The sequence below is a fragment of the Pseudomonas sp. PDM27 genome (assembly GCF_019219205.1).
GTDB lineage: Bacteria > Pseudomonadota > Gammaproteobacteria > Pseudomonadales > Pseudomonadaceae > Aquipseudomonas > Aquipseudomonas laurylsulfatiphila.
This window is the reverse complement of the sequence record NZ_JAHUWF010000012.1, coordinates 103,602-129,539: the sequence shown is the minus strand read 5'-3', so window position 1 is coordinate 129,539 and position 25,938 is coordinate 103,602. Positions and strand designations below refer to the sequence as shown.

Sequence of the window (25,938 nt, the reverse complement as noted above, 5' to 3'; positions counted from 1 at the left end):
AAAAGTGGGCCGGATTATGCCAGAAAAGCCCAAAAAAAGTAGGCCCCTCCTGTCGTAACGGCGTTAATCCGGCGGTAGCCAGTGAATTTACCTGCGCTGAACCGTTTTAGTGACGGGTATCTGACGGCGTCTCGATACCCGCGCCGGCGAACAATTGGGTGACATCGGCGGCATCGAACAGGTAGCGCTGGTTACAGAACTGGCAATCGATTTCGATGTTGCCACCGTGTTCGACCACCAATTGCTGCGCATCTTCCACACCCAGACTGACCAGCGCATTAGCCGAACGTTCGCGCGAGCAGCTGCAGCGGAAGCGCAACTTCTGCACATCGAACAGGCGCACCTGCTCGTCGTGGTACAGGCGATGCAGTACGGTTTCGTTGTCCAGGCCCAGCAGTTCATCGGCGGTCAGCGTGCCGCCCAGGGTGGTGAGGTGCTGCCAGCTGGCGGCGCGCTCGTCTTCGTCCTTCAAACGGTCGGCAGGCAGTTGTTGCAGCAACAGGCCACGGGCGCGACGGCCGTCGGCGTACAGCCAGAAACGCGTGCCGATTTGCTGGGACATGACGAAATAGTTGGTGAAGCATTCCGACAGGGTGGCGCCGTCGAGGTCGACGATGCCCTGATAACGCTGGCCCTGAGTCGGGTCGATGGTCAACGCCAGCACGCCGTCCGGCATCAGGTCGGCCAAGGTCGCGTCAGGTGCGATACGGTCCGCGTCGTAACGGGCCAAGCCACGGATGTCGCGCTCGCTGGAGCACTCGATCATCAGCAGCGGGATCGGGCCTTCGGAACGGGCTTGCAGAATCAGCAAGCCATCGAACTTCATCGCGCCGACCAGCAACGATGCGGCCGCCATCAGCTCACCGAGCAGTTGCGCGACCGGCTGCGGGTAGGCGTGTTTGGCCAGGACTTCGGCGTAGCTGAGCTCCAACGAGACCAGCTCGCCACGGGTGTCGCTGTCATCGAAGATGAAGCGTTGGGTGAAGTCGTTATCCGGTAGGTCAGTCATAAGTCTGGGTATCTGAATGGGTAACAATGGGTTACAACGGTGAAAATCGCGCGTTGGCAGCGCCGGTGGGTGCGCAAGCTCAGCCATGTCCGGCATTTTAGGAGCAATCCGCGGTTTGCTCCAAACAAGGGGGCGAAGCGCAAGCCTTGTCCTCAGATGCTACCGGCCTTTTGGTTATGGCCTATGGATCAGAGGCTGTGGTGATTTTCGACGAGTGGCTGTTTAACCGCTCGATGCGCCGCTGGCGAATCACCCGATATGGTTGCTGATCGGGGCAATTGCAAGAGCCCTTGAAAAGATCGCAGCCTTCGGCAGCTCCTACAGAGGTCCGCTCAGGCCCGTGTAGGAGCTGCCGCAGGCTGCGATCTTTTAGCCATCGTTGCTGCTGCCACGAAACTTGAACAGGTCCCGTCGCTGTTTCTTGCTCGGTTTGCCATCGGTGCTCACGCCCAGGGCGCCTGCCTTGCGCTCGGCGGCGGCGTTTTCGCGCTTGGCGATGCTGGCTTCCGTTTCGGCGTACAGCATCTGCGCCTCCGGTGCGCCACGGCGAACGATCGACAACGCCTGGACCACCACCGTGCGCTCCTCGAAGCCGGTACGGATCACAAACTCGTCGCCGACCCGTGGCTCTTTACCCGGCTTGCAGCGTTCGCCCCGGCAATGCACTTTGCCGCTTTCAATCGCCGCCTTGGCCAGGGCGCGGGTCTTGTAGAATCGTGCAGCCCACAACCATTTATCGAGGCGGACTTTGTCGTCCTCTTCGTTTTTTTGTGCCATGGAATTTCCTCATTCTGAAATATTGGTGAACTGTACTACCGTTTCTGACGTACCAAGAATTTCACCGGCTCGGATTACAATACTGACATTCCATAACCTCCTTGCGAGGCTGGAAATCCGGGCCGTAGATATCTGTCGCCTTTTAATCATTATTCTGCGTGAATACCGCGAATCCGGCCGCGTGCGGCCCGAGCGGTTTCTACCGGTTGAGCACTTTTGAAGACATTTGACCATTTGACCGTTGTCGGTCTGCGCGAGTGGGTGGCGCTCCCGGATTTGGGAGTCGCCGGCCTTCGGGCAAAAATCGACACCGGTGCCAGCACTTCAAGCCTCCACGCCACCGACATCGAGCTGTTCGAGCGCGATGGTGAGCAGTGGGTGCGTTTTACCGCCCACCTGGGTTCCGTCGTACAACTACGCCACCGGCGCTGCGAAGCACCGTTGGTGACGATGAAAACCATTAAAAGCTCAAACGGTCACGCGCAGGTGCGATACGTGATCAGCACCACCCTGGCCCTCGGTGATCGGGTCTGGCGGGTCGAGTTCACGCTCGCCTGCCGCAAGTCCATGCGTTATCGCCTGCTGCTCGGCTCCAAAGCCCTGATCCACGGCCAGTTGGTGGTCAATCCGGGCATCAAGTATGTACAAGACAAGCCGGTGTTCCCGGTATCTACCTCCTCCACAGGTGTTGCATGAAGATCGCTGTGCTGTCGCGGAACCCGCGTCTGTATTCCACCCGCCGCCTGGTTGAAGCCGGTACTGAACGCGGCCATGAAATGGTGGTGGTCGATACCCTGCGCGCCTACATGAACATCGCCAGCCACAAGCCGCAGATCCACTACCGCGGCAAGCCGCTGGAAGGTTTCGATGCGGTGATTCCACGGATCGGTGCGTCCGTGACCTTTTATGGCTGCGCCGTGCTGCGCCAGTTCGAAATGATGGGGGTGTTCCCGCTCAACGAATCGGTGGCCATTGCCCGCTCGCGGGACAAGCTGCGTTCGCTGCAATTGCTGTCCCGTCGCGGGATCGGCTTGCCGGTGACCGGGTTTGCCCACTCCCCCGATGACATTCCCGACCTGATCGAAATGGTCAACGGCGCGCCGCTGGTGATCAAGGTGCTGGAAGGCACCCAAGGCATCGGCGTGGTGCTGTGCGAAACCGCGACCGCCGCTGAGTCGGTGATCGAGGCGTTCATGGGCCTCAAGCAGAACATCATGGTCCAGGAGTACATCAAGGAAGCCGGTGGTGCGGACATTCGCTGCTTTGTCGTCGGGGACAAGGTGATTGCGGCGATGAAGCGCCAGGCCAAACCCGGCGAATTTCGCTCCAACCTGCATCGTGGCGGCAGCGCGAGCCTGATCAAGATCACGCCGGAAGAGCGCATGACGGCGTTGCGCGCAGCCAAGGTCATGGGGCTGGCGGTGGCGGGCGTGGACATCCTGCGCTCCAATCACGGGCCGCTGGTGATGGAAGTGAACTCGTCGCCAGGGCTGGAAGGGATCGAGACCACCACTGGCAAGAATGTGGCGGGGATCATCATTGAGCATCTGGAGAAGAATGGCGGGCCGAATATGACGCGGACCAAAGGCAAGGGGTAAAAGCAAAAGATCGCAGCCTGCGGCAGCTCCTACAGGGTACGCATTCCCATGTAGGAGCTGCCGCAGGCTGCGATCTTTTCAGCCGTTAAACAGCATCCCGCGGCAACATCAACCCCAACGGCAAGCGCACCCGTGCTTCCAGTCCACCGCCCGAGCGGTTACGCAGTTCAACGTTACCGCCATGCATCGAAGCAATACGCTTGACGATTGCCAGCCCCAACCCGGTGCCCTTGCCACCCCGGGCACGATCACCACGGGTGAACGGGTTGAAGATCGCTTCCAGTTCCGACGGATCTATACCGGCACCACGGTCCATGACACTCAGCACCACATACGGCGCGCTGGTGTCCCCGGACACGTACGCCGCCACCTCCACGCCACTGCCGGCATGATGCAGCGCATTGCCGATCAGGTTGTTCAACAGTCGCTTCATCGACACACGACGCAATGGAAACGGCTGAATCGGCTCCAGGCGCAGCCGCACTTTCTCTTCATTCTGGTTGTAGGGCGCCGCGACTTCACGGACCAGGTCGCTCAGGTCAACCTCCTCCACCGACTCGTCACGTCCGTCGCGAATGAACGCCAGGAACTGATCCAGAATCGCGTCCATGTCTTCGATATCGCGCACCATGTCGTCGGTCAGGTCGGTGCGATCCCCCATCAGTTCCAGGGACAGACGCAACCGGGTCAGCGGCGTGCGCAAATCATGGGAAACCCCGGCCAGCATCAGCTCACGCTCGCGACCGGCCTGTTCGACGTCCTCGGCCATCTGGTTGAAAGCGCGGTAAACCTCGGTCATCTCGCTCGGCGTATCGCTGATCGGCAGGCGCACGCTGCGCCCCTGGCCCAGTTGCCGCGCGGCATACACCAGACGTTTCAATGGTTGATTCAGCTGGCTGACGAAAATCCAGGCCGAAGCAGTGGAAAGCAGACCAATAGCGAGGAACCAGCCCAGTACGTTCCAGATTTTCTGGCCGCGCAACGGATGGGGATACAGCGGTACTTTCAGCCAACCATCGCCCAGACTTGGCGCCCGAACCCATAGCGCCGGAGGCGAATGCATGCGCAGCCGGACTTCAGTGTCGGCACCCAGCTCCGCCTGCATCTGCCGCTGGTAGATCTCGCTGTAAGGCCAGTGTTGTTCGCCTTCGGGCACACCGGCACCCACCACCCGGATGAGGGTCGCGGCCTCGGCGATCTTGTCGCGGTTTTCTTCATCGGCAGCCCAATAGGCGCGCAACGTCAGGGCAACACCGTGGCTGTACTGGCGGTCCACCAGCACGTCTTCGTTCATCAGCAGATAAACCAGGGTCAGCGCCTTGGAGAAGAGAACGACGATGAGCACCAGCCAAAGGGTGCGGGAGAAGAAGCTCTGGGGAAACCAAACGGGGGTTTTCATGGATAACCGTTAAACACTTGCAGGAAAGAGCGATGCTCGCATATTGCGGTTTGCGAGTCTGCGGACAGGATCGATTGATCCGGTGTCCGCATGACCCGCTCCTACACATCGCCAATCACTTGGTGGCGGTACCATCCGGAACAAACACATAACCCACGCCCCAGACAGTCTGGATGTAACGCGGTTTGGACGGATCGGGCTCGATCATCCGGCGCAGGCGGGAAATCTGCACATCGATGGAACGCTCCAGTGCATCCCACTCGCGGCCACGGGCCAGGTTCATCAGTTTATCGCGGGTCAGCGGCTGACGCGCATTCATCACCAGGGCCTTGAGCACAGCGAACTCGCCGGTGGTGAGCATGTGCACTTCTTCACCGCGCTTGAGCTCGCGGGTGGCCAGGGACAACTCGTAGTCACCGAAGGTCACGCTTTCGTCTTCGCTGCCCGGGGCGCCTGGCACCGGCGCCGACTGGCGACGCAGTACCGCCTTGACGCGAGCCATCAGCTCATCCGGGTTGAACGGCTTGGCCAGGTAATCGTCGGCGCCCAGTTCCAGGCCCTTGATGCGGCTCAGCTCGTCGCCCTTGGCGGTGAGCATGATGATTGGAATCTGGTTGTTCGCGTTGCGCAGGCGGCGGCAGGCGGTCAGGCCGTCTTCGCCGGGCAACATCAGGTCGAGGACGACCAGGTTGAACACTTCGCGCGCCAGCAAGCGATCCATTTGCTCGGTGTTCGGTACGGCGCGGGCGCGGTAGCCCTTGCTGACGAAAAAACGTTCCAGCAGGCTGCTCAGCCCCGGATCGTCGTCAACGATAAGAATTTTCTCGCCTTCAGCAGTTTGTGCAGTGCTGCTCATTGGATGCTCCTTTGATCTCGGCGCGCATTATGGCGTAGCTGCCGTTATACGCACCGTGTGCATTGTTAGCAGATTTTTCCTTTAGTGCCAGAAAACCGGCCATTGCACCGGCAACCCATGATGCCCCCGAACGACAGAACGCTGGTTATAATGCGCGGCCTTTTGTGTCAGGCAACATCAGACAGGTACTACAGACAGACGCCATTTATTTTCATGGCGTCGGCAGTAATTGTTCGATTTCACGGGTCAACGGGATACCTTTTGATCCAGGTAGCGGCGCAGGCCAGGCCGCTCAACCAGACTCGCCGAGCCCTTATCCTTGCGCCTGCGAGCCTGCTTTCACAATTTGTCAGGTGGTTTTATGGACAGCATCAACAGCCGCATCGCCGAGGAACTCGGTGTACGCCCACAACAGGTCGAAGCGGCCGTCGCGCTACTCGATGAAGGCTCTACCGTTCCCTTCATCGCCCGTTACCGGAAAGAAGTGACCGGCAGCCTCGACGATACGCAATTGCGTCATCTGGAAGAGCGCCTGCGCTACCTGCGAGAACTCGACGAACGGCGCATCAGCATCCTCGCCAGCATCGAAGAGCAAGGCAAGCTGACGCCGCAACTTGAACGCGACATCAAGCTCGCCGACACCAAGACCCGCCTCGAAGACTTGTACCTGCCGTACAAGCAGAAGCGCCGCACCAAGGGCCAGATCGCCCTGGAAGCCGGCCTCGGCGAACTGGCCGACGGTTTGTTCAACGACCCGTCCCTGAGCCCGGAAACCGAAGCCGCACGTTTCATCGACGCGGAAAAAGGCGTGGCCGACGTGAAGGCAGCCCTCGAAGGCGCCAAGTACATCCTCATGGAGCGCTTCGCCGAAGACGCCGGCCTGCTGGACAAGCTGCGCAACTACCTCAAGCAGGAAGCCACCCTCAGTGCCCGCGTGATTGCCGGCAAGGAGGAGGAAGGCGCCAAGTTCCGCGACTACTTCGAACACGACGAACCACTGAAAAGCATGCCGTCGCACCGCGCGCTGGCGATTTTCCGTGGCCGCAACGAAGGCATCCTCAGCTCCGCGCTGAAAGTCGGCGACGAACTGCCGGGCACCATGCACCCGTGCGAAGGCATGATCGGCCAGCAATTCGGCATCCAGAACCAGAACCGCGCCGCCGACAAATGGCTGGGCGAAGTGGTGCGCTGGACCTGGAAGGTCAAGCTCTACACCCATCTGGAAACCGACCTGCTGGGCGAACTGCGCGATGGCGCGGAAACCGAAGCGATCAACGTGTTCGCCCACAACCTGCACGACCTGCTGCTGTCGGCCCCGGCCGGCCCGCGCGCCACGCTGGGTCTCGACCCTGGCCTGCGCACCGGCTGCAAGGTGGCGGTGGTTGATTCCACTGGCAAGCTGCTGGATCACGCCACGGTTTACCCGCACGTGCCGCACAACAAGTGGGACCAGACCATCGCCGTACTCGCCGCCCTGTGCGCCAAGCATTCGGTGGACCTGATCGCCATCGGCAACGGTACCGCCAGCCGCGAGACCGACAAGCTCGCCGCCGAGCTGATCAAAAAATATCCAGCGATGAAGATGACCAAGGTCATGGTCTCCGAGGCCGGTGCATCGGTTTACTCGGCGTCGGAACTGGCCTCCAAGGAATTCCCGGACCTCGACGTGTCGATCCGTGGCGCCGTATCGATTGCCCGTCGCCTGCAAGATCCGCTGGCCGAACTGGTGAAGATCGATCCGAAATCCATCGGTGTCGGCCAGTACCAGCATGACGTGTCGCAGCTGAAACTGGCCCGTGGCCTGGATGCTGTGGTCGAGGACTGCGTGAACGCCGTCGGCGTCGACGTGAACACCGCGTCCGTGGCGCTGCTGGCGCGCATCTCCGGTCTCAACGCGACCCTGGCGCAGAACATCGTCAGCCACCGCGACGAGCACGGAGCGTTCAAGACCCGCGCTGCGCTGAAGAAAGTCGCGCGCCTGGGTGAAAAAACCTTCGAACAGGCCGCCGGATTCCTGCGCGTGATGAACGGAGACAATCCCCTGGACGCCTCCGCGGTGCACCCGGAAGCCTACCCGCTCGTGCAGCGTATCGCCGCCGAGACCGATCGCGATATTCGTTCGCTGATTGGCGACAGTGGCTTCCTCAAGCGCCTGGACCCGAAAAAATTCACCGACGAAACCTTCGGCTTGCCAACGGTCACCGACATCCTTCAGGAACTGGATAAGCCTGGCCGCGACCCGCGCCCCGAGTTCAAGACCGCCGAGTTCCAGGAAGGCGTCGAAGACCTCAAGGATCTGCAACTGGGCATGATCCTCGAAGGCGTGGTAACCAACGTGACCAACTTCGGTGCCTTCGTCGATATCGGCGTGCATCAGGACGGTTTGGTGCATATCTCCGCGCTTTCGGAGAAGTTCATCAAGGATCCGCGCGAAGCGGTGAAGGCCGGTGACGTGGTGAAAGTGAAGGTCATGGAAGTCGACATCCCGCGCAAACGCGTGGGCCTGTCGATGCGCATGAGCGACACCCCGGGCGAGAAAATCGACGGCGCTCGCGGTGCGCGTCCGGGGTCGGCGCCACGCCAATCCCAGAACACTGCACCGCGCAAGGAAACCACGGCAGCAGCACCGAGCAACAACGCCATGGCTTCGCTGTTCGCCAATGCCAAGCAGTTGAAGAAACGCTGATGGACATTCCCGCCGGGCTGACCGAAAGCGCGTTTTTCAAGCTGTTGGGCTGCCGCTTGCACAGTCTGGAAACCGGGGTGGCGCAAGTCGCCCTGGCACTGGAGCCCGAACTGCGCAATCGCGGCGGCAAGCTCCACGGCGGGGCCTTGTTCAGCCTGGTGGACATTGCCATGGGGCTGGCCTGCTCCAGCACCCACGGCTTTGACCAGCAGAGCGCGACCATCGAGTGCAAGATCAACTACATCCGCGCCGTCTCTGACGGCGAGGTGATGTGCACGGCGCGGGTGATCCATCCGGGTCGCCGCACCTTGGTGGTCGAGGCTGATGTGATGCAGGGCGACAAACTGGTCGCAAAAGCACAAGGCACGTTCGCTGTCCTGTAGCTAGTCGTCATCAATTTGAGTTAATTTCGGCGTTGTGACCGCAGCGTCGGAGTTTCCTGTGGGAGCGAGCCTGCTCGCGAAGGCGATGTGTCAGTCGAAGTCGATGCTGACTGATACTCCCTCTTCGCGAGCAGGCTCGCTCCCACAGGGATTGTGCAATTCCTGACCGATCGGCATGAGGCCTGTGCGGCGCCAAAACGAGGCGAAAACGCCAGTTTTAACTTCACCCTTGTAGACCGTCTTGCCCACCCCCATATTGGGGCGACTGACGCGTGAAGGAATCCAACTTGAGCGAACTTCTCAACCGCCGCCTGGCCCTGCTCGGCGAGCGCGCTAACCTCTCTCTGCTCGAACAGTGCCTTCACGGCATCGAACGTGAATGCCTGCGCGTGACCGGCGAAGGTCGCCTGGCGCAAACGCCGCACCCGGAAGAATTGGGTTCCGCGCTGACCAACGAACAGATCACCACCGACTACTCCGAGTCGCTGCTGGAGTTCATCACGCCGGCCCTGCCCGACCCGGCGGACACCTTGGCGAGCCTGGACAGCATTCACCGTTTTGCCTACAGCAAGCTCGGCAACGAGTACCTGTGGAGCCCATCGATGCCGTGCCCGTTGCCGGCCGAGGAAGACATCCCGATCGCCTATTACGGCACGTCCAATATCGGGCAGCTCAAGTACGTGTACCGCAAGGGCCTGGCCCTGCGTTACGGCAAGACCATGCAATGCATTGCCGGCATCCACTACAACTTTTCCCTGCCGGAAAAACTCTGGCCGCTGCTCAGGCAGGCCGAAGGCTTTGTCGGCAGCGACCGCGATTTCCAGTCGTCGTCCTATATCGCGCTGATCCGCAACTTCCGCCGCTACAGCTGGCTGCTGATGTACCTGTTCGGTGCGTCGCCAGCGCTGGATGCCGGCTTCCTGCGCGGTCGTTCGCACCAGTTGGAACAGTTGGACCCGCACACCCTGTACCTGCCCTACGCCACCAGCCTGCGCATGAGCGACCTGGGTTACCAGAGCAACGCCCAGGCCGGCCTGACGCCGTGCTACAACGATCTGAACAGCTACACCGACAGCCTGCGCAAAGCGGTGGCCACGCCATATGCGCCCTACGTCGAAGTCGGCACCCACCAGGATGGCGAGTGGGTACAGCTCAACACCAACATCCTGCAGATCGAAAACGAGTACTACTCCAACATCCGTCCGAAACGCGTGACCTACACCGGTGAACGCCCTATCCAGGCGCTGATGGCCCGTGGCATCCAGTACGTCGAAGTACGCTGCCTGGACATCAACCCGTTCCTGCCGATGGGCATCGACCTTACCGAGTCGCGCTTCCTCGATGCGTTCCTGCTGTACTGCGCGCTCAACGAAAGCCCGCTGCTGACCAACACCAGCTGCGGCAACGCGACCTCGAACTTCCTCAGCGTGGTCAAGGAAGGTCGTCGTCCAGGCCTGCAACTGCAACGCGACGGTCAGCCGGTTGATCTGAAGGAATGGGCCGGTGAGCTGCTGGAAAAAATCGCTCCGCTGGCGGCGATGCTCGACCAGAGCCACGGCGGCGATGCCCACAGCAAGGCGCTGGACGCCCAGATGGCCAAGGTCCGGGACCCGTCCCTGACGCCGTCGGCCCAGGTGTTGGCGGCCATGGCCGAGCACAAGGAGAGCTTTGCCCAGTTCTCCCTGCGCCAAAGCCAGGTGCACGCCGAGTTCTTCCGCAGCGAGCCGTTGGCGGCTGAGGAACAAGCGCAGTTTGAAGAGCGGGCGCGTTCGTCGCTGGCTGAGCAGGCTGAGCTGGAACAGAACGAAGTCGGTGATTTCGATGTGTTTGTCGGGGCTTACCAGGCGAGCATTCTGGCGATCAGTAATTAATTCGTAGCCCCGAAAAGATCGCAGCCTTCGGCAGCTCCTACACGGAGTCTCGCAGGTTGCGATTTTTTTTGGCCGTACGCTGCCTCTGTAGGAGCTGCCGAAGGCTGCGATCTTTTGATCCTTTAACATTGCCCGCTCATAAGCTAATTCGAAAAAGTTATTTATTTTAGAATTCTTAGATCATTTAGTCTCTTTCTCACGCCGACATTCGGTCGCCTGACAAGGAGCTTTCTGATGAAACTGACTTTCCCTCTACGCTTGCTGGCGGCCGCAACCCTGGCTACCGCGACTTTCTTTGCCCAGGCGGCCGACGTCACCGTCGCCTACCAGACCACCGTTGACCCGGCGAAAGTCGCCCAGGCCGACGGCGCATACGAAAAGGCCACGAAGGCCGATATCAGCTGGCGCAAATTCGACAACGGTGCCGATATCATCGCCGCCATCGCCTCCGGCGACGTGCAGATCGGCTATCTCGGTTCCAGCCCCCTGACCGCTGCCATCACTCGCAAAGTCCCGGTGGAAACTTTCCTCATCGCCACCCAGATCGGCGCCGCCGAAGCCTTGGTCGCCCGCGACGGCTCCGGGATCAAGACCCCGCAAGACCTGATCGGCAAAAAAATCGCCGTGCCGTTTGTATCCACCGGCCACTACAGCCTGCTCGCGGCACTGAAGCACTGGAACATCGATCCCTCGAAAGTCACCGTTCTCAACCTGGCGCCACCGGCGATCATCGCCGCCTGGAAACGCGGTGACATCGACGCCACCTACGTGTGGGACCCGGCCCTCGGCGTGGCCAAGGAAAACGGCAAGGTCCTGATCACCTCTGGCGAGCTGGCCAAGTTCGGCGCGCCGACCTTCGATGCCTGGATCGTGCGCAAGGATTTCGCCGAGAAGCATCCGGAGATCGTCACCGCGTTCGCCAAAGTGACCCTCGACGCCTACGCCGACTACCGCAAAGACCCACAAGCCTGGCTCGCCAACCAGGGCAACGTCGACAAGCTGGTAAAACTGTCCGGCGCCAAGGCCAGCGATATTCCGCTGCTGCTGCAAGGCAACGTCTACCCGCTGGCGGCTGACCAGGTGCTCACCCTCGGCGCACCGACGACCAAAGCCATCACCGACACCGCGACGTTCCTCAAGGAACAAGGCAAGGTCGAGGCCGTCCTGCCGGACTACGCGCCGTACGTCAGCGCCAAGTTCATCACCAATTGATCGGGAGTTGACTGCGATGGCTTTGCTACAGCTGGAGCGTATCAGCGCACAGTACCCCGGCAACCCGGAACCGGTGTTGGCGGATATCTCCCTGAGCCTGGGGCCCCGGCAATTGCTGGTCGCCCTCGGCCCGTCTGGCAGTGGCAAGACTTCGCTGTTGAACCTGATTGCCGGTTTCGTCGAACCCAGCGCCGGGCGCATCACCCTCGACGGCGTGCCGGTCAAAGGCCCGAGCGCCGAGCGCGGCGTGGTGTTCCAGGACGACGCGCTGCTGCCATGGCAGGACGTGCTGGCCAACGTCGGCTTCGGCCTGGAGCTGGCCGGTATTGCCCGGGACAAACGCGAAGCGCGTGCCCGGGAAATGCTCGCCCTGGTCGACCTTTCTGGTTTTGAACAACGTCGCATCTGGCAGCTCTCGGGCGGCCAGAAGCAGCGTGTGGGCTTGGCCCGCGCGCTCGCTGCCGACCCGCGCGTGTTGCTGATGGACGAACCTTTCGGCGCCCTGGATGCCTTCACCCGCGAGCAAATGCAGGAGCTGTTACTACAAGTCTGGCAACGCACCGCCAAGCCGGTGTTCCTGATTACCCACGACATCGAAGAAGCCGTGTTCCTCGCCACCGACCTGATTCTGTTGGCGCCAAACCCTGGGCAAATCGTCGAGCGCCTGAGCCTCGACTTCGGTCAGCGTTATGCCGCCGGTGAGTCGGCCCGCTCGATCAAATCCGATCCGCGTTTTATCGAAACCCGCGAACACGTACTAGCCAAAGTGTTCTCCCAACGCAGCGCCGCCCAGCGGCAGGAGCGCGCATGAGCAGTTACGAAATTCCCGTCGCCGCGATCAAGCCAGGCACGCCTGTGCCTGCGGCACGACGCCGCTTGAGCACGCGCTGGATCAGCGTGCTGACACTGGCCGCGCTCATTGTCATTTGGTGGGCCGTGACGGCGACCGGTTTGATCGAGCCGCTGTTCCTGCCGCCGCCCTCCGCCGTGCTGCAAAAAGGCTGGCTGCTGGCGACCTCGGGTTACATGGACTCAACCCTGTGGCAGCACCTCGGCGCGAGTCTGAGCCGCATCGGCCTGGGCCTCGGCTTTGCGATTCTCACCGCCGTGCCGGTGGGCATCGCCATCGGCGCCAACCGTATCGCCCGTGGCGTGCTCGACCCGCTGATCGAGTTCTACCGCCCCATTCCACCACTGGCCTACCTGCCGCTGATCGTGATCTGGTGCGGCATCGGCGAACTGTCGAAAGTGCTGCTGATCTACCTGGCGATCTTCGCCCCGATTGCCATCGCCACCGCCACCGGCGTGCGCACGGTCGACCCGGCCAAACTGCGTGCCGCGCAGTCGTTGGGGGCCACTCGCGCACAGTTGATCCGCCACGTGATTTTGCCGAGTGCCTTGCCGGACATTCTGACCGGGGTGCGCATTGGCCTCGGTGTCGGTTGGTCGACCCTGGTCGCCGCCGAATTGATTGCCGCCACCAGCGGTTTGGGCTTCATGGTGCAATCGGCCGCACAGTTCCTGGTCACCGATGTGGTGGTGCTGGGGATTCTGGTGATCGCACTGATCGCCTTTGCGATGGAAATGGGCCTTCGCGCCCTGCAACGCAAACTGGTGCCGTGGCATGGCCAGGCCCACTGAATAATTGCCCTGTGAGTACCCCTGTGGGAGCGAGCTTGCTCGCGATGGCGGTTGCACGTTCAACACTTGTGTCGCCTGACAGTCCGCTATCGCGAGCAAGCTCGCTCCCACAAAAGCTCGACACCCCGGATCAATGAGAACCACCATGAGCCAGTTGACCATCGTCCCTTTGAGTTCTGCCCTCGGCGCACAAATCAGCGGCGTCGACATCAGCCAGCCGCTGAGCGCGGAACATCGCGACGCCATCGAGCAGGCGCTGCTCAAGCATCAGGTCCTGTTCTTCCGCGACCAGCCGATCACGCCACAGCAACAGGCGCGATTCGCCGCGAATTTCGGCGACCTGCACATTCACCCGATCTACCCCAATGTGCCGGAACAACCGGAAGTGCTGATCCTCGACACCGCCGTCACCGACGTACGCGATAACGCGATCTGGCACACCGACGTGACCTTCCTGCCGACCCCGGCCATGGGCGCGGTGCTCAGCGCCAAGCTGCTGCCGGAGTTTGGCGGCGACACCTTGTGGGCCAGCGGAATTGCCGCGTATGAGGCGCTGTCGGCACCGGTGAAAACCTTGCTCGAAGGCCTGACCGCCACCCACGATTTCACCCGTTCGTTCCCGCTGGAGCGCTATGGCAACACGCCGGAAGCGCTGGCCCAGTGGGAAGAAGCACGGCGCAAGAATCCGCCGCTGTCACACCCGGTGATTCGCACACACCCGGTGAGCGGTCGCCGCTCGCTGTTCGTCAACGAAGGCTTCACCTCGAAGATCAACGAATTGTCGGAAACCGAAAGCGAGGCGATTCTGAAGTTTCTGTTTGCCCACGCCACGCGACCTGAATTCACCATCCGCTGGCGCTGGCAGCAGGACGACATTGCGTTCTGGGACAACCGCGTGACCCAGCATTACGCGGTGGATGATTACCGGCCCGCGCGGCGGGTGATGCAGCGGGCGACGGTGTTGGGGGATGTGCCGTTTTTTTCGGTGAATCCCTGACATTTTCATTGCCTGTTCAGGCCTCATCGCGAGCAAGCTCGCTCCCACATTGGATTTGTGTCGACCACCAACCTGTGGGAGCGAGCTTGCTCGCGATGAGGCCGGGACAGGCACCAGAAGACCCGGCGCCTGACTCTTACTCCGCCGTCGAAGGCTTCTCCCAAAGATTGATCCCGCCCTCCTGGGCAAACCGGTCAATCTCCGCCAGTTCCTCTGCACTGAAGCTCAGGTTCTTCAACGCCCCGACGTTCTCGATGATCTGCTCCGGCCGGCTCGCGCCAATCAATGCCGAAGTCACCCGTGGATCGCGCAGGGTCCAGGCCAGCGCCAGTTGCGCCAGGCTCTGGCCACGACGCCTGGCGATTTCGTTGAGTGCGCGCACCTGGGCGATGTTGGCCTCGGACAAGTGCGATGCCTGCAACGAACCACCCCCCGGACGATTGACCCGCGCATCCGCCGGCACGCCGTTGAGGTACTTGTCGGTCAGCAATCCCTGCGCCAGCGGCGTGAACGCAATCACACCCGTGCCGAGTTCGTCAGTGGTGTCCAGCAGGTCTTTTTCCACCCAGCGATTGAGCAGGTTGTAGGCCGGTTGGTGGATCAGCAACGGGACTTTCCACTCTTTGAGCAACGCCGCCATTTCGCGGGTTTTCACCCCGGAATAAGACGAGATACCGATGTACAGCGCCTTGCCCTGCTGCACCGCGGTCGCCAGCGCACTGGCAGTTTCTTCCAGTGGCGTGTCCGGGTCGAAACGGTGGGAATAGAAGATGTCGACATAGTCCACACCCAGGCGCTGCAGGCTCTGGTCGAGGCTGGCCAGCACGTACTTGCGCGAACCGCCGCCCTGACCGTAAGGCCCCGGCCACATGTCCCAACCGGCCTTGCTGGAAATGATCAGTTCATCGCGGTACTGCTTGAAATCTTCACGCAGCAATCGGCCGAAGTTGATTTCGGCGCTGCCATAGGGCGGGCCGTAGTTGTTGGCCAGGTCGAAATGGTTGATCCCCAGGTCGAACGCCGTGCGCAACAACGCGCGCTGGGTATCGATCGGCGTGCTGTCGCCGAAGTTGTGCCACAGGCCCAACGACAGCGCAGGCAGCACCAGCCCGCTGCGGCCCACGCGGCGGTATGGGATGGAGTCGTAGCGGTTTTCGGCAGCGGTGTAGGTCATCGAATCCTCTCTTGTCTATCTTGAATCTGGTATCGACTGCTTCGCCAGGCGCCCAGCATACGCCCGGATCAACGCCAGAAAACCCGGGATTCGACTAAATGCTGAAACGTTTCACAGAAATTCATTCTGCCCGCACAATCGAACAGAACAGCGACAGGCTTGCGTGATCCGGGTCCACAGGAACACAGTCGCCAAAGCAACGAAGAAGCGATAACGATCGCAAGGATGGAATAAGCCATGCACACCACCATCATCATCACCTTCGGCCTGGCCCTGCTCGCGATGATGCTGTTCATCGGCGAGAAACTCGGCTTCAGCCGCCAGACACTCACCTACAGTTTCGTGATCCTGTGGCTGGCGCTGACGGTGATCAACGGCGCCATCGGCGTGGTGACGGCCGGCCAGTCGTTGAGTACGGAGCTGGGGATCGGCACGATGGTGTTCAGCATTCCGGTGGCGGCGCTGGTGTTGTTCATGGTGCTGAGCGCCGAGAGCTGAAAAGCCCCGGCGCCCTGCCCTCGATCAACGCACCAGATGCAGGAACTGCATGTGCCGCTCGTACTGGTCGAGGATGTCGTTGATGATCTGTTCCTTGGTGTAGCCCACCAGGTCGTAATCCTGGCTGCCCTCGCTCAGATGCACTTCGGCCCGGTAGTAACGGCGATTGTTGAGTTGCTTGGAACCCATGCCACCACGGGCAAACGAAGGCGTGAAATAGCCGCGCATCTGCACCTGATAAACAAACGGGTGCTGATCGCCGTGGCCGATTTCCAGGCTGACGCTGTCATGGGCCGGGTCCGGGTGCATGACCACGTGCAGCCCCTTTTCGCGGAACACCGCCGACACTTCCTCAATGGCCGGTCGCACCGTCGTATCGAGGAAGCGATAAACCTCGTCTCGCGACGGGAAATGCACGGCCTGGCTCAGGCGTTGCCGCCAGCCGCCGCGTCGTGACCCGGACACAGGCGCCAGCGAATGCATCTGCGCAATCTGCTTCTGCGACTCCAGATAAAACGCCTTGTGCAGCCCCCACATCATCAACAGCAAGATCAGCGAGAACGGCAACGAAGTCAGGACCACCGCCGACTTCAACGCATCGATGCTGCCGGAAAACAGCAGCGCGCTGGTCACCAGTGCGGTCATTGCGCCCCAGAACACCCGCAGCCATTTCGGCCCGTCTTCATCGGGATTGCCGCCCTTGGCGGACAGCGTCGACAGCACCACGGTGCCGGAGTCGGCGGAAGTGACGAAGAACACAAAGCTGATGAACACCGTCACCGCGATGACGGTTTTGCTCCACGGGTAGGTTTCCAGCAGCAGGTAGAGCGTCATCGACGGATTGTCGATAGCCGACAGGCCGAGCGCGCTCATGCCGTGGTTGAGCACTTGATCGATGGCGCTGTTGCCGAAGATCGACATCCACGCCAGGGTGAAGCCGAGCGGAATCAGCAGCACGCCGAAGACGAATTCGCGGATGGTGCGACCACGGGAAATCCGCGCGATGAACAAGCCCACGAACGGCGACCATGCGATCCACCAGGCCCAATAGAACACCGTCCAGCCACCCAGCCAGTCGCTGGGTTTGTCGTAGGCGTAGAGGTCGAAGCTCTTCATCGGCAAGGCGCCGAGGTAATCGCCGAGGTTCTGGATCAGGGTATTGAGCAAATGCTGCGTGGGGCCCGCAAACAACACGAACAGCAACAGCGCACAGGCCAGCAGCATGTTGATGTCGGACATGACCCGCACGCCCTTGTCGACGCCCGACACCGCAACGATGATCGCCGCGCCCATCATCAGGGTGATCAGGCCGACCTGAACCCACTGGGTGTGGGCGATGCCGAACAGGTAATCCAGGCCCGAATTGAGGTGCAACACACCAAAGCCCATGTCCGCGCCGAGGCCGAACACCGTGGCGATGATGCCGAAGCCATCCACCGCGTAGCCGATGGGGCCATTGATGCGCTTGCCGATCAGCGGATACAGCGCCGAGCGCAGGGCCAGCGGCAGGTTGTGGCGATAGGCGAAATAGGCCAGCGCCATACCGACAAAGGCGAACACGCCCCAGCCATGCAAACCCCAGTGCAAAAACAGAATCTGCATCGCCTGACGCGCCGCGTCCGCCGTGCCGGCCTCGCCTTGCGGCGGCTGCAGCATGTGCGTCAACGGTTCGGACACACAGAAGAAAAACAGGGTGATGCTGATCCCCGCGGCGAACAGCATGCCGGCCCATGACAAATAGCTGAATTCGGGCTCGTCGTGGTCGGCACCGAGCTTGATCTTGCCGTAGCCAGACAAGGCGGTGACCACCACGAAGACCAGATACAGGGTCATCGCCAGCAGGTAATACCAGCCGACCGTGTTGGCCGCCCAGTTTTGCGCCGCCAGCAACCAGGCACCGGCCTGTTCGGGCATGGCGATGACAACGACACCAAACAACAGAATGAAACTCGCCGAGAACCAGAACACCGGCGGATTCATGCGGACCAGGCCGCTTGGAGGGATGGACGATGCACTCATGTACGGTGCACCTCGAAGGGGTAAAACGTGGCTGTAGAAATCGGACTCAGCAAAGGCAAGCCTCCTGTTGTGAGCGGGCGGCGAACCACCGGTTTAACTTGAATGAACGTTCAAGTTAAACATGGATAGGGGGCTAAGGACTAATCGCAGGGCTCGGCGGTAGTGGTTGTACGCTAGCTCAAGCAAGAGGTTGACGCGGGATTGGATCAGGGCCACTGGCTCGATTCGGCTTGAAATCCAATCGCGAGCAAGCTCGCTCCCACAGTTGATTTGCGCCGGACGCAAGCGTTGTGAACGACGAAAAACATTGTGGGAGCGAGCTTGCTCGCGATGAGGCCAGACTAGTCAAAGAAGATTCAGGAGGCTACTTCTGCGCCCCATCTTCATGCTGCAAATTCGCCTGGGTCAGGTTGCTGCCCGCCGGCACGCTGCGGGTCAGCCAGACGTTGCCGCCAATGGTCGAACCCTGGCCGATGGTGATCCGCCCCAGAATCGTCGCCCCGGCATAAATCACCACGTCATCCTCGACAATCGGATGCCGCGGCTGACCCTTCTGCAACTGACCGTCTTCGTCCGCCGGGAAGCGCTTGGCGCCCAGGGTCACGGCCTGATAAATCCGCACGCGCTCGCCAATGATCGCGGTTTCGCCGATCACCACGCCGGTACCATGGTCGATGAAGAAACTGCGGCCGATCTGCGCGCCGGGGTGAATGTCGATGCCAGTGGCCGAGTGGGCGATTTCCGCGCTGATCCGCGCCAGCAACGGCAGCCCGGCACGGTACAAATGGTGGGCCAACCGATGGTGAATCACCGCCAGGATCCCCGGGTAGCACAACAGTACTTCATCGACACTGCGCGCCGCCGGGTCGCCGTGATAGGCCGCCAGTACGTCGGTGTCCAACAGGCTGCGCAACCCCGGCAGGGCGAGGGCGAAGTCCTGGATGATCTGGATGGTCTTGGCTTCGACTTCGGTATCGGCCTGGGCACTGTGGCGCGCGGCATAGCGCAATTCGAGTCGCGCCTGGGCCAACAGCGCATTCAACGCCACATCCAGCGTGTGGCCGACGTAGAAGTCTTCACTCTCTTCGCGCAGGTCAACCGGCCCCAGGCGCATCGGGAACAGCGCACCGCACAAGGCTTCGAGAATCTCTGCCATGGCCGCCCGGGAGGGCAGCTCGCGACCGCCCTGCTCGGTACTGGCCCGGCCATTTTGCGCTCGCCACTGCTCACGCGCGGTGCGCAGCTGGCTGACGATGGTCTGCAATTGCCAATGGCTGGAACGCTCACTCACGGTAAAAACTCCTCACGGGCGACCGGACTGTCTGGCCGCACTGACGGCGATTACTTTACGGCAAGGGCAGCGGGGCAAATTAAGAACCAATAATGCTGTGCTCATTACGATTAGCTATAAGCAGTTGACGGTTGCCCAGCCTTTTTCGCGTGCCTATAGTCCTGAGATCTTCCACGGCCAGTACGGACCCATGATCAAACAACAGCTCGCCCGCTTTAACCGCCTCGACCTGCTCGGTCAACCCACCGCCCTGGAAAAACTCGAACGTCTGTCGACCTGGCTGGGTCGCGACCTGTACGTCAAACGCGATGACCTGACGCCGCTGGCAATGGGCGGCAACAAGCTGCGCAAACTCGAATACCTGGCCGCCGATGCGCTGGCCCAGGGTGCCGACACCTTGATCACCGCCGGCGCGCTGCAATCGAACCACGTGCGCCAGACGGCTGCCATTGCGGCGAAACTGGGTCTGGGCTGCGTAGCCCTTCTGGAAAACCCCCTCGGCACCGATGACAACAATTACACCGGCAACGGCAACCGCCTGCTGCTCGACCTGTTCGATGCCAAGGTCGAACTGGTGGAAAACCTCGACAACGCCGACGAACAACTGCAAGCCCTGGCCGACAGACTGCGCAACAACGGCAAGAAGCCGTACCTGGTGCCGATCGGAGGCTCCAACGCGCTGGGCGCACTCGGTTACGTACGTGCCGGGCTGGAACTGGCCGAACAGATCAAGGACACCGGCCTGACGTTCGCCGCCGTGGTCCTGGCTTCGGGCAGTGCCGGTACCCACAGCGGCCTGGCACTGGCCTTGAGTGAAGCACTGCCGGATCTGCCAGTGATCGGCGTGACGGTCTCGCGCAGCGATGAAGACCAGCGGCCAAAGGTACAAGGCCTGGCCGAACGCACTGCCGAGCTGCTGGGCGTGGACCTGCCGGACGCTTTCAAGGTCGAGTTGTGGGACGAATACTTCGCCCCGCGTTATGGCGAGCCGAATGCCGGAACACTGGCGGCGGTGAAGCTGCTGGCGAGTCAGGAAGGCTTGCTGCTGGACCCGGTCTACACTGGCAAGGCCATGGCAGGCCTGCTGGACGGGATCGGGCGTCAGCGTTTCGACGAAGGTCCGATTATCTTCCTGCACACTGGCGGGGCACCGGCGTTGTTTGCCTATAAGGATTTCCTGTAGGAGCGAGCTTGCTCGCGATGGACGACAGGGCACCGCGGGGTGTCAGGTTGCCCGCGTTATCGTTGACGACCATCGCGAGCAAGCTCGCTCCTACAGTAAAAACGCAAGCTATTCAAAAATGGAATAACCAGAAGAAGAATTATTATTTTCCAATCTAAAAACGCCATCATATAGTCATGCTACAGGCGAATTTCCCGAGAGACGCATACGCTGCTTTAAGGCAGGATAGCGCTGTCGCTGAATTCCCGAATTTGCCAACTTTCCTAAAGCGTCTTCCATAAGAAAACACAGGGGCTTGTCATGAATTTTTCCGCACTACGTCGCAATCTGCTGGTGGGCTCGCTGGGCCTGGCACTGAGCGCCGGCCTGATTGGCCAAGCCGTTGCCGGTGAGCAACTGCAAAAAATCAAAGACGCCGGCGTGATCAACGTTGGCCTGGAAGGCACTTACCCACCATTCAGTTTCGTCGATGCCGACGGCAAACTGACCGGCTTCGAAGTCGAGTTCTCCGAAGCCCTGGCCAAAGAGCTGGGCGTCAAGGTCAAACTGCAACCGACCAAATGGGACGGCATCCTCGCGGCCCTGGAGTCCAAGCGCCTGGACGCAGTGATCAACCAGGTGACCATCTCCGAAGAGCGCAAGAAGAAGTATGACTTCTCCGAGCCGTACACCGTTTCCGGTATCCAGGCGCTGGTGCTGACCAAGAAGGCCCCCGAGCTGAACATCAAGACCGCTGCCGACCTGGGTGGCAAGAAAGTCGGCGTAGGCCTGGGCACCAACTACGAAGAGTGGGTGAAAACCAATGTGCCGACCGCTGACGTCCGCACCTACGAAGATGATCCGACCAAGTTCCAGGACCTGCGTGTCGGCCGTATCGACGCCATTCTGATCGACCGCCTGGCCGCGCTGGAATACGCCAAGAAAGCCAAGGACACCACCGCCGCCGGTGACGCGTTCTCCCGCCAGGAAGCCGGCATTGCCCTGCGCAAAGGCGAGCCTGAACTGCTGGCCGCGGTGAACAAGGCAATCGACAAGCTGCGCGCCGATGGCACCCTGAAAAAGCTCTCGGAAAAATACTTCAACGCTGACGTCACTCAATAATGGAAGAAGCTTTCCAACTCGCACTGGACTCCGCGCCCTTTCTGCTCAAGGGCGCGTACTACACGGTCATCCTCAGCCTGGGCGGGATGTTCTTCGGCCTGGTGATGGGGTTCGGCCTGGCGCTGATGCGCCTGTCGCGCTTCAAACTGGTGAGCTGGATCGCCCGCATCTACGTGTCGTTCTTTCGCGGCACGCCGTTGCTGGTGCAACTGTTCGTGATCTATTACGGCTTGCCGCAATTGGGTCTGGAACTTGATCCGCTGCCGGCGGCCCTGATCGGCTTCTCGCTGAACATGGCCGCCTACGCCTGCGAAATCCTGCGTGCCGCGATCAGCTCCATCGAGCGCGGCCAGTGGGAAGCCGCTGCCAGTATCGGCATGACCCGCGCGCAAACCCTGCGCCGGGCCATCCTGCCGCAGGCCATGCGCACCGCCTTGCCGCCGCTGGGCAACAGCTTCATCTCGCTGGTCAAGGACACGGCGCTGGCCGCTACCATCCAGGTGCCGGAGCTGTTCCGTCAGGCACAGCTGATCACCGCCCGTACCTTCGAAATCTTCACCATGTATCTTGCCGCCGCACTGATCTACTGGGTCCTGGCCACGGTGCTGTCGCACCTGCAGAACCAGTTGGAAGCGCGGGTCAATCGGCACGACCAGGAGTCCTGACCCCATGATTGTCGTGGAAAAACTGACAAAGCAGTTCAAGGGTCAAGTCGTGCTCAATGGCATCGATCTTGAGGTCAAGGAAGGCGAGGTGGTCGCGATCATCGGCCCTAGCGGTTCGGGCAAGACCACCTTTCTGCGCTGCCTGAATTTTCTGGAAGAACCCACCAGCGGCCGGATCAAGGTCGGCGATATCGAGATCGATACCAGCCGTCCCCTGAACCAGCAGCAGAGCCTGGTGCGACGTTTGCGCCAGCACGTGGGCTTCGTGTTCCAGAACTTCAACCTGTTCCCCCATCGCACCGCTTTGGAAAACGTCATCGAAGGCCCGATCGTGGTCAAGAAGACCCCGCACGCCGACGCCGTAGCCCTGGGTAAAAAACTCTTGGCCAAGGTCGGTCTGGCAGGCAAGGAGGACGCTTACCCGCGTCGCCTCTCCGGTGGCCAGCAACAGCGCGTGGCGATTGCCCGGGCGCTGGCGATGGAGCCCGAAGTGATCCTGTTCGATGAGCCGACCTCGGCCCTCGACCCGGAACTGGTGGGCGAGGTACTGGCGACCATCCGCGGCCTGGCCGAAGAGAAGCGCACCATGGTGATCGTCACCCACGAAATGGGTTTTGCCCGGGACGTGGCCAACCGCGTGGTGTTTTTCGACAAGGGCGTGATCGTCGAACAAGGCGAAGCGAAGGCGTTGTTTGCCAATCCGAAAGAAGAGCGAACCCGGCAGTTCCTGAGCAAGTTCCTGAATAACGCTCACAACTAACAACCCTGCGCAACAACGGTAAACTTCCATGGATGGAAGTGATACCCCTCGAAATACGCTTCATTAATACCAAATAAAATTCATCTATTAAACATGCATATCCTGTACGCGTGCGCGGTACAAATATATGCATCACAATAATTGAACAGCGCCAATTCAATCAGATCCTCGATCGCAAGACGGTGTCCACGACTTGCATCAATCCACCCATATTCCCGCGCCTTCAGCAGAAAAATTCGACGCACCGACATGGTTTAATTACTTGGAACCGTAGGAACTTTCTGAATAGCACCACACACCACCCATAACTAACAATTCTTATTGACACCTGATCTCCCTGACTCTTATCTAGTCTCAAACCAACGACACCCATCACACTTAAATCATCATTCCCGCTCAAAGTAATGAATGGTTTATCTGTTCAATTATTGGTTTTTGATATTCCAGAAACGGACTTCGTTGCAAGACTTCAAGGAGACTTCATGAATAGCACCTCGAACAAATCCGGGCTTGCAGCCCCGACCCTGGCGCAATCCAACAAGGCCGGCATCAACGTCACCTGCGCGGCGCACCTGCTGATCGATGTGGCGCCCTACCCCGCCATGGACGCAGGAGACCTGATCGAACTGTTCTGGGACAACTGCTACGTGGCCTCCCGCGTGCTGACGGCCAGCGATGTCGGCCGACCGGTGCAGTTGCGGGTGCCTGAGAGTTTTGTCGCCAACGGTACCTCGCGCATTCACTACCGGGTCATGCAGATTGGCCGGGGTCCGGCGGTATCGGCCAGTCAAAACGTGCAGATCAAACTCGACTGTCCAGGCGGCCAACCCTCGGCGCTGTGCGGCGATGAAAACCAGTGCCTGGCACCGGTGAGCATTCCCGAGGCGATTTGCCGTCAGGGGGTCAATCCGAGCCAGGTCAAACGCGGTGTTCCCTTGACCATCGAGCCGTACCTGAACATGGCCTTCGACGACGAGATCACCCTGCGCTGGGGCGATGTGCGCCTGGATCTCCCACCGCTCAAGTCCGCCGATGTAGGCCAGCCGATCCAGGTCTGGATACCGCCGGCCATCATCCTCGAAGCCGGCGAAGATCTGCGGCTGGAAGTGACGTACTGCATTCTCGACAGGGTGGGCAACAACTCCCGCTGGGCACCGGCCCGCACGCTGAAGATCGGTTGCGCCAATCCTTATCTGAAAGTCCCGAAGAAACAGCACCTCAAGGCTGCCGAGACTCACAGAGGATGATGTCGTTACTGTAGAAAATCAAAAGATCGCAGCCTTCGGCAGCTCCTACAGGGTTAAGGCATAAACCCTGTAGGAGCTGCCGAAGGCTGCGATCTTGGCGACAGCACCATTGCCACCCTTCTATCTATATTCCTAAAAGTTAGTTCATAAAATATTTATACACGTTTAGGGTATATAAACCGGACCACCGGACATTCTTGTTTTCATGCGCGGCCACAAGCGGCGCTTCCATAAGATGTGAGGTAGGTATGGTCCGGAACACAATCACCCCAGTGCAGATCGCCAGGGCATTGCGAGCAGCCAAGGAGTGGCACTGATGTCCAGTCTGGCAGATGCAATCGTCCAGAGTGACCTGGACATCGCCCCGTTGTTGTTGCCCGCACAAATCTTGCGCAACGATGCCCAAGCCATCAAGGCAGCCCACGAACTGGCGCACGTCGCGCGCCTGCAAGCGGCCAAGCGTGACCAGTTGCGCAAGCTCCCATGGTCTGAAATCGAACAGTTCACCCGCAGCGGCCTGGGCAGCATTTCCATCCCTCGCGAGTACGGTGGCCCACAGGTTTCGTTCGTCACCCTGGCCGAGGTCTTCGCGATCATTTCCGCCGCCGACCCGGCGCTTGGGCAGATCCCGCAAAACCAGTTCGGCATTCTTAACCTGATCCTCGGCAGCGCCACCGAAGCGCAGAAAAGGCAACTGTTCAAAAGCGTCCTGGATGGCTGGCGCATCGGCAATGCCGGGCCGGAACGCGGCACCAAAAATACCCTGGAACTGAAAGCGCGCATCACCGCTGACGGCGTCCTCAACGGCCAGAAGTTCTATTCCACCGGTGCACTGTTCGCCCATTGGGTGGCGGTCAAGGCATTGAACGACGACGGCAAACAAGTGCTGGCGTTCATCCGTCGCGGCACGCCGGGATTGCGCATCGTCGATGACTGGTCCGGCTTTGGTCAGCGCACCACCGCCAGCGGCACGATTTTGCTCAACAACGTGCAGGTCGATCCCGAACTGGTGGTGGATAACTGGCGGATCAACGACACGCCGAACATCCAGGGCGCCGTCTCCCAACTGATTCAGGCGGCCATCGACGCCGGTATCGCCCGGGGCGCCATCGACGACGCCATCGACTTCGTGAAAACCCGCGCCCGGCCGTGGATCGACGCCAAGGTCGAGCGGGCCAGCGATGACCTGTATGTGATCGCCGATATCGGCAAGCTGAAAATCGAACTGCACGCCGCCGAAGCGCTGCTGCGCAAGGCCGGGCAGGTGCTCGATGAAGTCAGCGCCGCACCGCTCACCGCCGAGTCCGCCGCCCGCGCCTCGATTGCCGTGGCCGAAGCCAAAGTGCTGACCACCGAGATTTCGTTGCAGGCCAGCGAAAAGCTGTTCGAACTGGCCGGCAGCCGCGCCACCCTTGCCGAATTCAACCTCGACCGCCACTGGCGCAATGCCCGGGTGCACACGCTGCACGATCCGGTGCGCTGGAAATACCACGCCATCGGCGCCTATCGCCTCAACGGCACGCTGCCTAATCGTCATTCCTGGATTTAACGACCAGACATCTGGAGAAGCA

Annotated in this window: 23 protein-coding genes; 16 read left to right on the top strand and 7 right to left on the bottom strand. The window is 60.7% G+C overall.

Going from position 1 to position 25,938, the window contains the following annotated elements; all coding sequences use genetic code 11:
* Positions 1-106 precede the first annotated feature (106 nt).
* Together hslO and KW838_RS22985 are read right to left on the bottom strand one after the other, a co-directional pair.
* Complete coding sequence (gene hslO, locus KW838_RS22990) at positions 107-1,009, bottom strand: Hsp33 family molecular chaperone HslO (protein ID WP_102700226.1); 903 nt, start codon at positions 1,007-1,009, stop codon at positions 107-109.
* A 369-nt stretch (positions 1,010-1,378) separates the two neighbouring features.
* Positions 1,379-1,786 carry an RNA-binding S4 domain-containing protein gene (locus KW838_RS22985; RefSeq protein WP_007972869.1) on the bottom strand — a complete coding sequence of 136 codons (408 nt, stop codon included), beginning with the start codon at positions 1,784-1,786 and terminating at the stop codon, positions 1,379-1,381.
* A gap of 234 nt (positions 1,787-2,020) precedes the next feature.
* Between KW838_RS22985 and KW838_RS22980 the strand changes: the two genes are divergently transcribed.
* Together KW838_RS22980 and rimK are read left to right on the top strand one after the other, a co-directional pair.
* Positions 2,021-2,482, top strand: a complete 462-nt coding sequence (locus KW838_RS22980) for an ATP-dependent zinc protease (RefSeq protein ID WP_172435679.1) — start codon at positions 2,021-2,023, stop codon at positions 2,480-2,482.
* Positions 2,479-3,384, top strand: coding sequence for a 30S ribosomal protein S6--L-glutamate ligase (gene rimK, locus KW838_RS22975; protein WP_007972871.1), 906 nt, complete (start codon positions 2,479-2,481; stop codon positions 3,382-3,384). The genes KW838_RS22980 and rimK overlap by 4 nt, the downstream gene beginning before the upstream one ends.
* A gap of 85 nt (positions 3,385-3,469) precedes the next feature.
* Here the strand turns inward: rimK and KW838_RS22970 are convergent, their stop codons facing one another.
* Both KW838_RS22970 and ompR read right to left on the bottom strand, forming a co-directional pair.
* Positions 3,470-4,783, bottom strand: a complete 1,314-nt coding sequence (locus KW838_RS22970) for an ATP-binding protein (protein WP_218503680.1) — start codon at positions 4,781-4,783, stop codon at positions 3,470-3,472.
* 115 nt (positions 4,784-4,898) lie between these two features.
* Complete coding sequence (gene ompR, locus KW838_RS22965; protein ID WP_007972873.1) at positions 4,899-5,639, bottom strand: two-component system response regulator OmpR; 741 nt, start codon at positions 5,637-5,639, stop codon at positions 4,899-4,901.
* A gap of 361 nt (positions 5,640-6,000) precedes the next feature.
* Between ompR and KW838_RS22960 the strand changes: the two genes are divergently transcribed.
* The 7 genes from KW838_RS22960 (at position 6,001) to tauD (ending at position 14,429) form a co-directional block, all read left to right on the top strand.
* Positions 6,001-8,325, top strand: a complete 2,325-nt coding sequence (locus KW838_RS22960; protein ID WP_102700223.1) for a Tex family protein — start codon at positions 6,001-6,003, stop codon at positions 8,323-8,325.
* The gene (locus KW838_RS22955; protein ID WP_007972875.1) at positions 8,325-8,708 is read left to right on the top strand and encodes a PaaI family thioesterase; all 384 of its coding nucleotides are present in this window, start codon (positions 8,325-8,327) and stop codon (positions 8,706-8,708) included. Before KW838_RS22960 ends, KW838_RS22955 begins: the two co-directional genes overlap by 1 nt.
* A gap of 287 nt (positions 8,709-8,995) precedes the next feature.
* Entirely contained in the window at positions 8,996-10,579 is a 1,584-nt protein-coding gene (gshA, locus tag KW838_RS22950) for a glutamate--cysteine ligase (RefSeq protein ID WP_218503679.1), read from the top strand.
* A gap of 234 nt (positions 10,580-10,813) precedes the next feature.
* Entirely contained in the window at positions 10,814-11,791 is a 978-nt protein-coding gene (tauA, locus tag KW838_RS22945; protein WP_102700221.1) for a taurine ABC transporter substrate-binding protein, read from the top strand.
* A 16-nt stretch (positions 11,792-11,807) separates the two neighbouring features.
* Positions 11,808-12,602 carry a taurine ABC transporter ATP-binding subunit gene (tauB, locus tag KW838_RS22940; RefSeq protein ID WP_102700220.1) on the top strand — a complete coding sequence of 265 codons (795 nt, stop codon included), beginning with the start codon at positions 11,808-11,810 and terminating at the stop codon, positions 12,600-12,602.
* Entirely contained in the window at positions 12,599-13,432 is an 834-nt protein-coding gene (gene tauC / locus KW838_RS22935) for a taurine ABC transporter permease TauC (protein WP_102700219.1), read from the top strand. The genes tauB and tauC overlap by 4 nt, the downstream gene beginning before the upstream one ends.
* A 145-nt stretch (positions 13,433-13,577) precedes the next feature.
* A complete protein-coding gene (tauD, locus tag KW838_RS22930) occupies positions 13,578-14,429 on the top strand; it encodes a taurine dioxygenase (protein WP_102700218.1) in 852 nt (283 codons plus the stop codon).
* Positions 14,430-14,565: 136 nt separating this feature from the next.
* Here the strand turns inward: tauD and mgrA are convergent, their stop codons facing one another.
* Entirely contained in the window at positions 14,566-15,603 is a 1,038-nt protein-coding gene (mgrA, locus tag KW838_RS22925) for an L-glyceraldehyde 3-phosphate reductase (protein WP_218485816.1), read from the bottom strand.
* Positions 15,604-15,840: 237 nt separating this feature from the next.
* Here mgrA and KW838_RS22920 point away from each other — a divergent pair, with 237 nt between their 5' ends.
* A complete protein-coding gene (locus KW838_RS22920) occupies positions 15,841-16,101 on the top strand; it encodes a hypothetical protein (protein ID WP_041474972.1) in 261 nt (86 codons plus the stop codon).
* Between the two features lie 24 nt (positions 16,102-16,125).
* Here KW838_RS22920 and betT read toward each other — a convergent pair whose 3' ends face one another.
* Both betT and epsC read right to left on the bottom strand, forming a co-directional pair.
* Positions 16,126-18,081: a choline transporter BetT gene (gene betT / locus KW838_RS22915; RefSeq protein ID WP_165824813.1), complete on the bottom strand. Its 1,956-nt coding sequence runs from the start codon at positions 18,079-18,081 to the stop codon at positions 16,126-16,128.
* A gap of 403 nt (positions 18,082-18,484) precedes the next feature.
* On the bottom strand, positions 18,485-19,411 hold the full coding sequence (epsC, locus tag KW838_RS22910; protein WP_007972891.1) for a serine O-acetyltransferase EpsC: 927 nt from the start codon (positions 19,409-19,411) through the stop codon (positions 18,485-18,487).
* Positions 19,412-19,601: 190 nt separating this feature from the next.
* Between epsC and KW838_RS22905 the strand changes: the two genes are divergently transcribed.
* From KW838_RS22905 to KW838_RS22880, 6 genes are all read left to right on the top strand, one after another.
* Positions 19,602-20,594 (top strand): D-cysteine desulfhydrase, encoded by a 993-nt coding sequence (locus KW838_RS22905; protein WP_102700215.1) that lies wholly within the window; start codon positions 19,602-19,604, stop codon positions 20,592-20,594.
* 300 nt (positions 20,595-20,894) lie between these two features.
* Positions 20,895-21,695 (top strand): cystine ABC transporter substrate-binding protein, encoded by an 801-nt coding sequence (tcyJ, locus tag KW838_RS22900; RefSeq protein ID WP_102700214.1) that lies wholly within the window; start codon positions 20,895-20,897, stop codon positions 21,693-21,695.
* Complete coding sequence (gene tcyL, locus KW838_RS22895) at positions 21,695-22,360, top strand: cystine ABC transporter permease (RefSeq protein WP_007983131.1); 666 nt, start codon at positions 21,695-21,697, stop codon at positions 22,358-22,360. Before tcyJ ends, tcyL begins: the two co-directional genes overlap by 1 nt.
* 4 nt (positions 22,361-22,364) lie before the next feature.
* A complete protein-coding gene (gene tcyN / locus KW838_RS22890; protein WP_007972898.1) occupies positions 22,365-23,120 on the top strand; it encodes an L-cystine ABC transporter ATP-binding protein TcyN in 756 nt (251 codons plus the stop codon).
* Positions 23,121-23,602: 482 nt separating this feature from the next.
* On the top strand, positions 23,603-24,367 hold the full coding sequence (locus tag KW838_RS22885; protein ID WP_218503678.1) for a hypothetical protein: 765 nt from the start codon (positions 23,603-23,605) through the stop codon (positions 24,365-24,367).
* Positions 24,368-24,683: 316 nt separating this feature from the next.
* A complete protein-coding gene (locus KW838_RS22880) occupies positions 24,684-25,916 on the top strand; it encodes an SfnB family sulfur acquisition oxidoreductase (protein ID WP_218503677.1) in 1,233 nt (410 codons plus the stop codon).
* The last annotated feature ends 22 nt before the right edge of the window (positions 25,917-25,938 follow it).

What these genes read in the sequence shown, in the direction of transcription:
- tcyJ (WP_102700214.1), top strand. Translation starts at nt 20,895, where the DNA reads ATGAATTTTTCCGCACTACGTCGCAATCTGCTGGTGGGCTCGCTGGGC.
- KW838_RS22880 (WP_218503677.1), top strand. Translation starts at nt 24,684, where the DNA reads ATGTCCAGTCTGGCAGATGCAATCGTCCAGAGTGACCTGGACATCGCC.
- tauC (WP_102700219.1), top strand. Translation starts at nt 12,599, where the DNA reads ATGAGCAGTTACGAAATTCCCGTCGCCGCGATCAAGCCAGGCACGCCT.
- KW838_RS22920 (WP_041474972.1), top strand. Translation starts at nt 15,841, where the DNA reads ATGCACACCACCATCATCATCACCTTCGGCCTGGCCCTGCTCGCGATG.
- KW838_RS22955 (WP_007972875.1), top strand. Translation starts at nt 8,325, where the DNA reads ATGGACATTCCCGCCGGGCTGACCGAAAGCGCGTTTTTCAAGCTGTTG.
- tcyN (WP_007972898.1), top strand. Translation starts at nt 22,365, where the DNA reads ATGATTGTCGTGGAAAAACTGACAAAGCAGTTCAAGGGTCAAGTCGTG.
- KW838_RS22905 (WP_102700215.1), top strand. Translation starts at nt 19,602, where the DNA reads ATGATCAAACAACAGCTCGCCCGCTTTAACCGCCTCGACCTGCTCGGT.
- KW838_RS22970 (WP_218503680.1), bottom strand. Translation starts at nt 4,783, where the DNA reads ATGAAAACCCCCGTTTGGTTTCCCCAGAGCTTCTTCTCCCGCACCCTT.
- KW838_RS22960 (WP_102700223.1), top strand. Translation starts at nt 6,001, where the DNA reads ATGGACAGCATCAACAGCCGCATCGCCGAGGAACTCGGTGTACGCCCA.
- betT (WP_165824813.1), bottom strand. Translation starts at nt 18,081, where the DNA reads ATGAATCCGCCGGTGTTCTGGTTCTCGGCGAGTTTCATTCTGTTGTTT.
- KW838_RS22985 (WP_007972869.1), bottom strand. Translation starts at nt 1,786, where the DNA reads ATGGCACAAAAAAACGAAGAGGACGACAAAGTCCGCCTCGATAAATGG.
- hslO (WP_102700226.1), bottom strand. Translation starts at nt 1,009, where the DNA reads ATGACTGACCTACCGGATAACGACTTCACCCAACGCTTCATCTTCGAT.
- mgrA (WP_218485816.1), bottom strand. Translation starts at nt 15,603, where the DNA reads ATGACCTACACCGCTGCCGAAAACCGCTACGACTCCATCCCATACCGC.
- rimK (WP_007972871.1), top strand. Translation starts at nt 2,479, where the DNA reads ATGAAGATCGCTGTGCTGTCGCGGAACCCGCGTCTGTATTCCACCCGC.
- tauA (WP_102700221.1), top strand. Translation starts at nt 10,814, where the DNA reads ATGAAACTGACTTTCCCTCTACGCTTGCTGGCGGCCGCAACCCTGGCT.
- tauD (WP_102700218.1), top strand. Translation starts at nt 13,578, where the DNA reads ATGAGCCAGTTGACCATCGTCCCTTTGAGTTCTGCCCTCGGCGCACAA.
- tauB (WP_102700220.1), top strand. Translation starts at nt 11,808, where the DNA reads ATGGCTTTGCTACAGCTGGAGCGTATCAGCGCACAGTACCCCGGCAAC.
- tcyL (WP_007983131.1), top strand. Translation starts at nt 21,695, where the DNA reads ATGGAAGAAGCTTTCCAACTCGCACTGGACTCCGCGCCCTTTCTGCTC.
- KW838_RS22885 (WP_218503678.1), top strand. Translation starts at nt 23,603, where the DNA reads ATGAATAGCACCTCGAACAAATCCGGGCTTGCAGCCCCGACCCTGGCG.
- ompR (WP_007972873.1), bottom strand. Translation starts at nt 5,639, where the DNA reads ATGAGCAGCACTGCACAAACTGCTGAAGGCGAGAAAATTCTTATCGTT.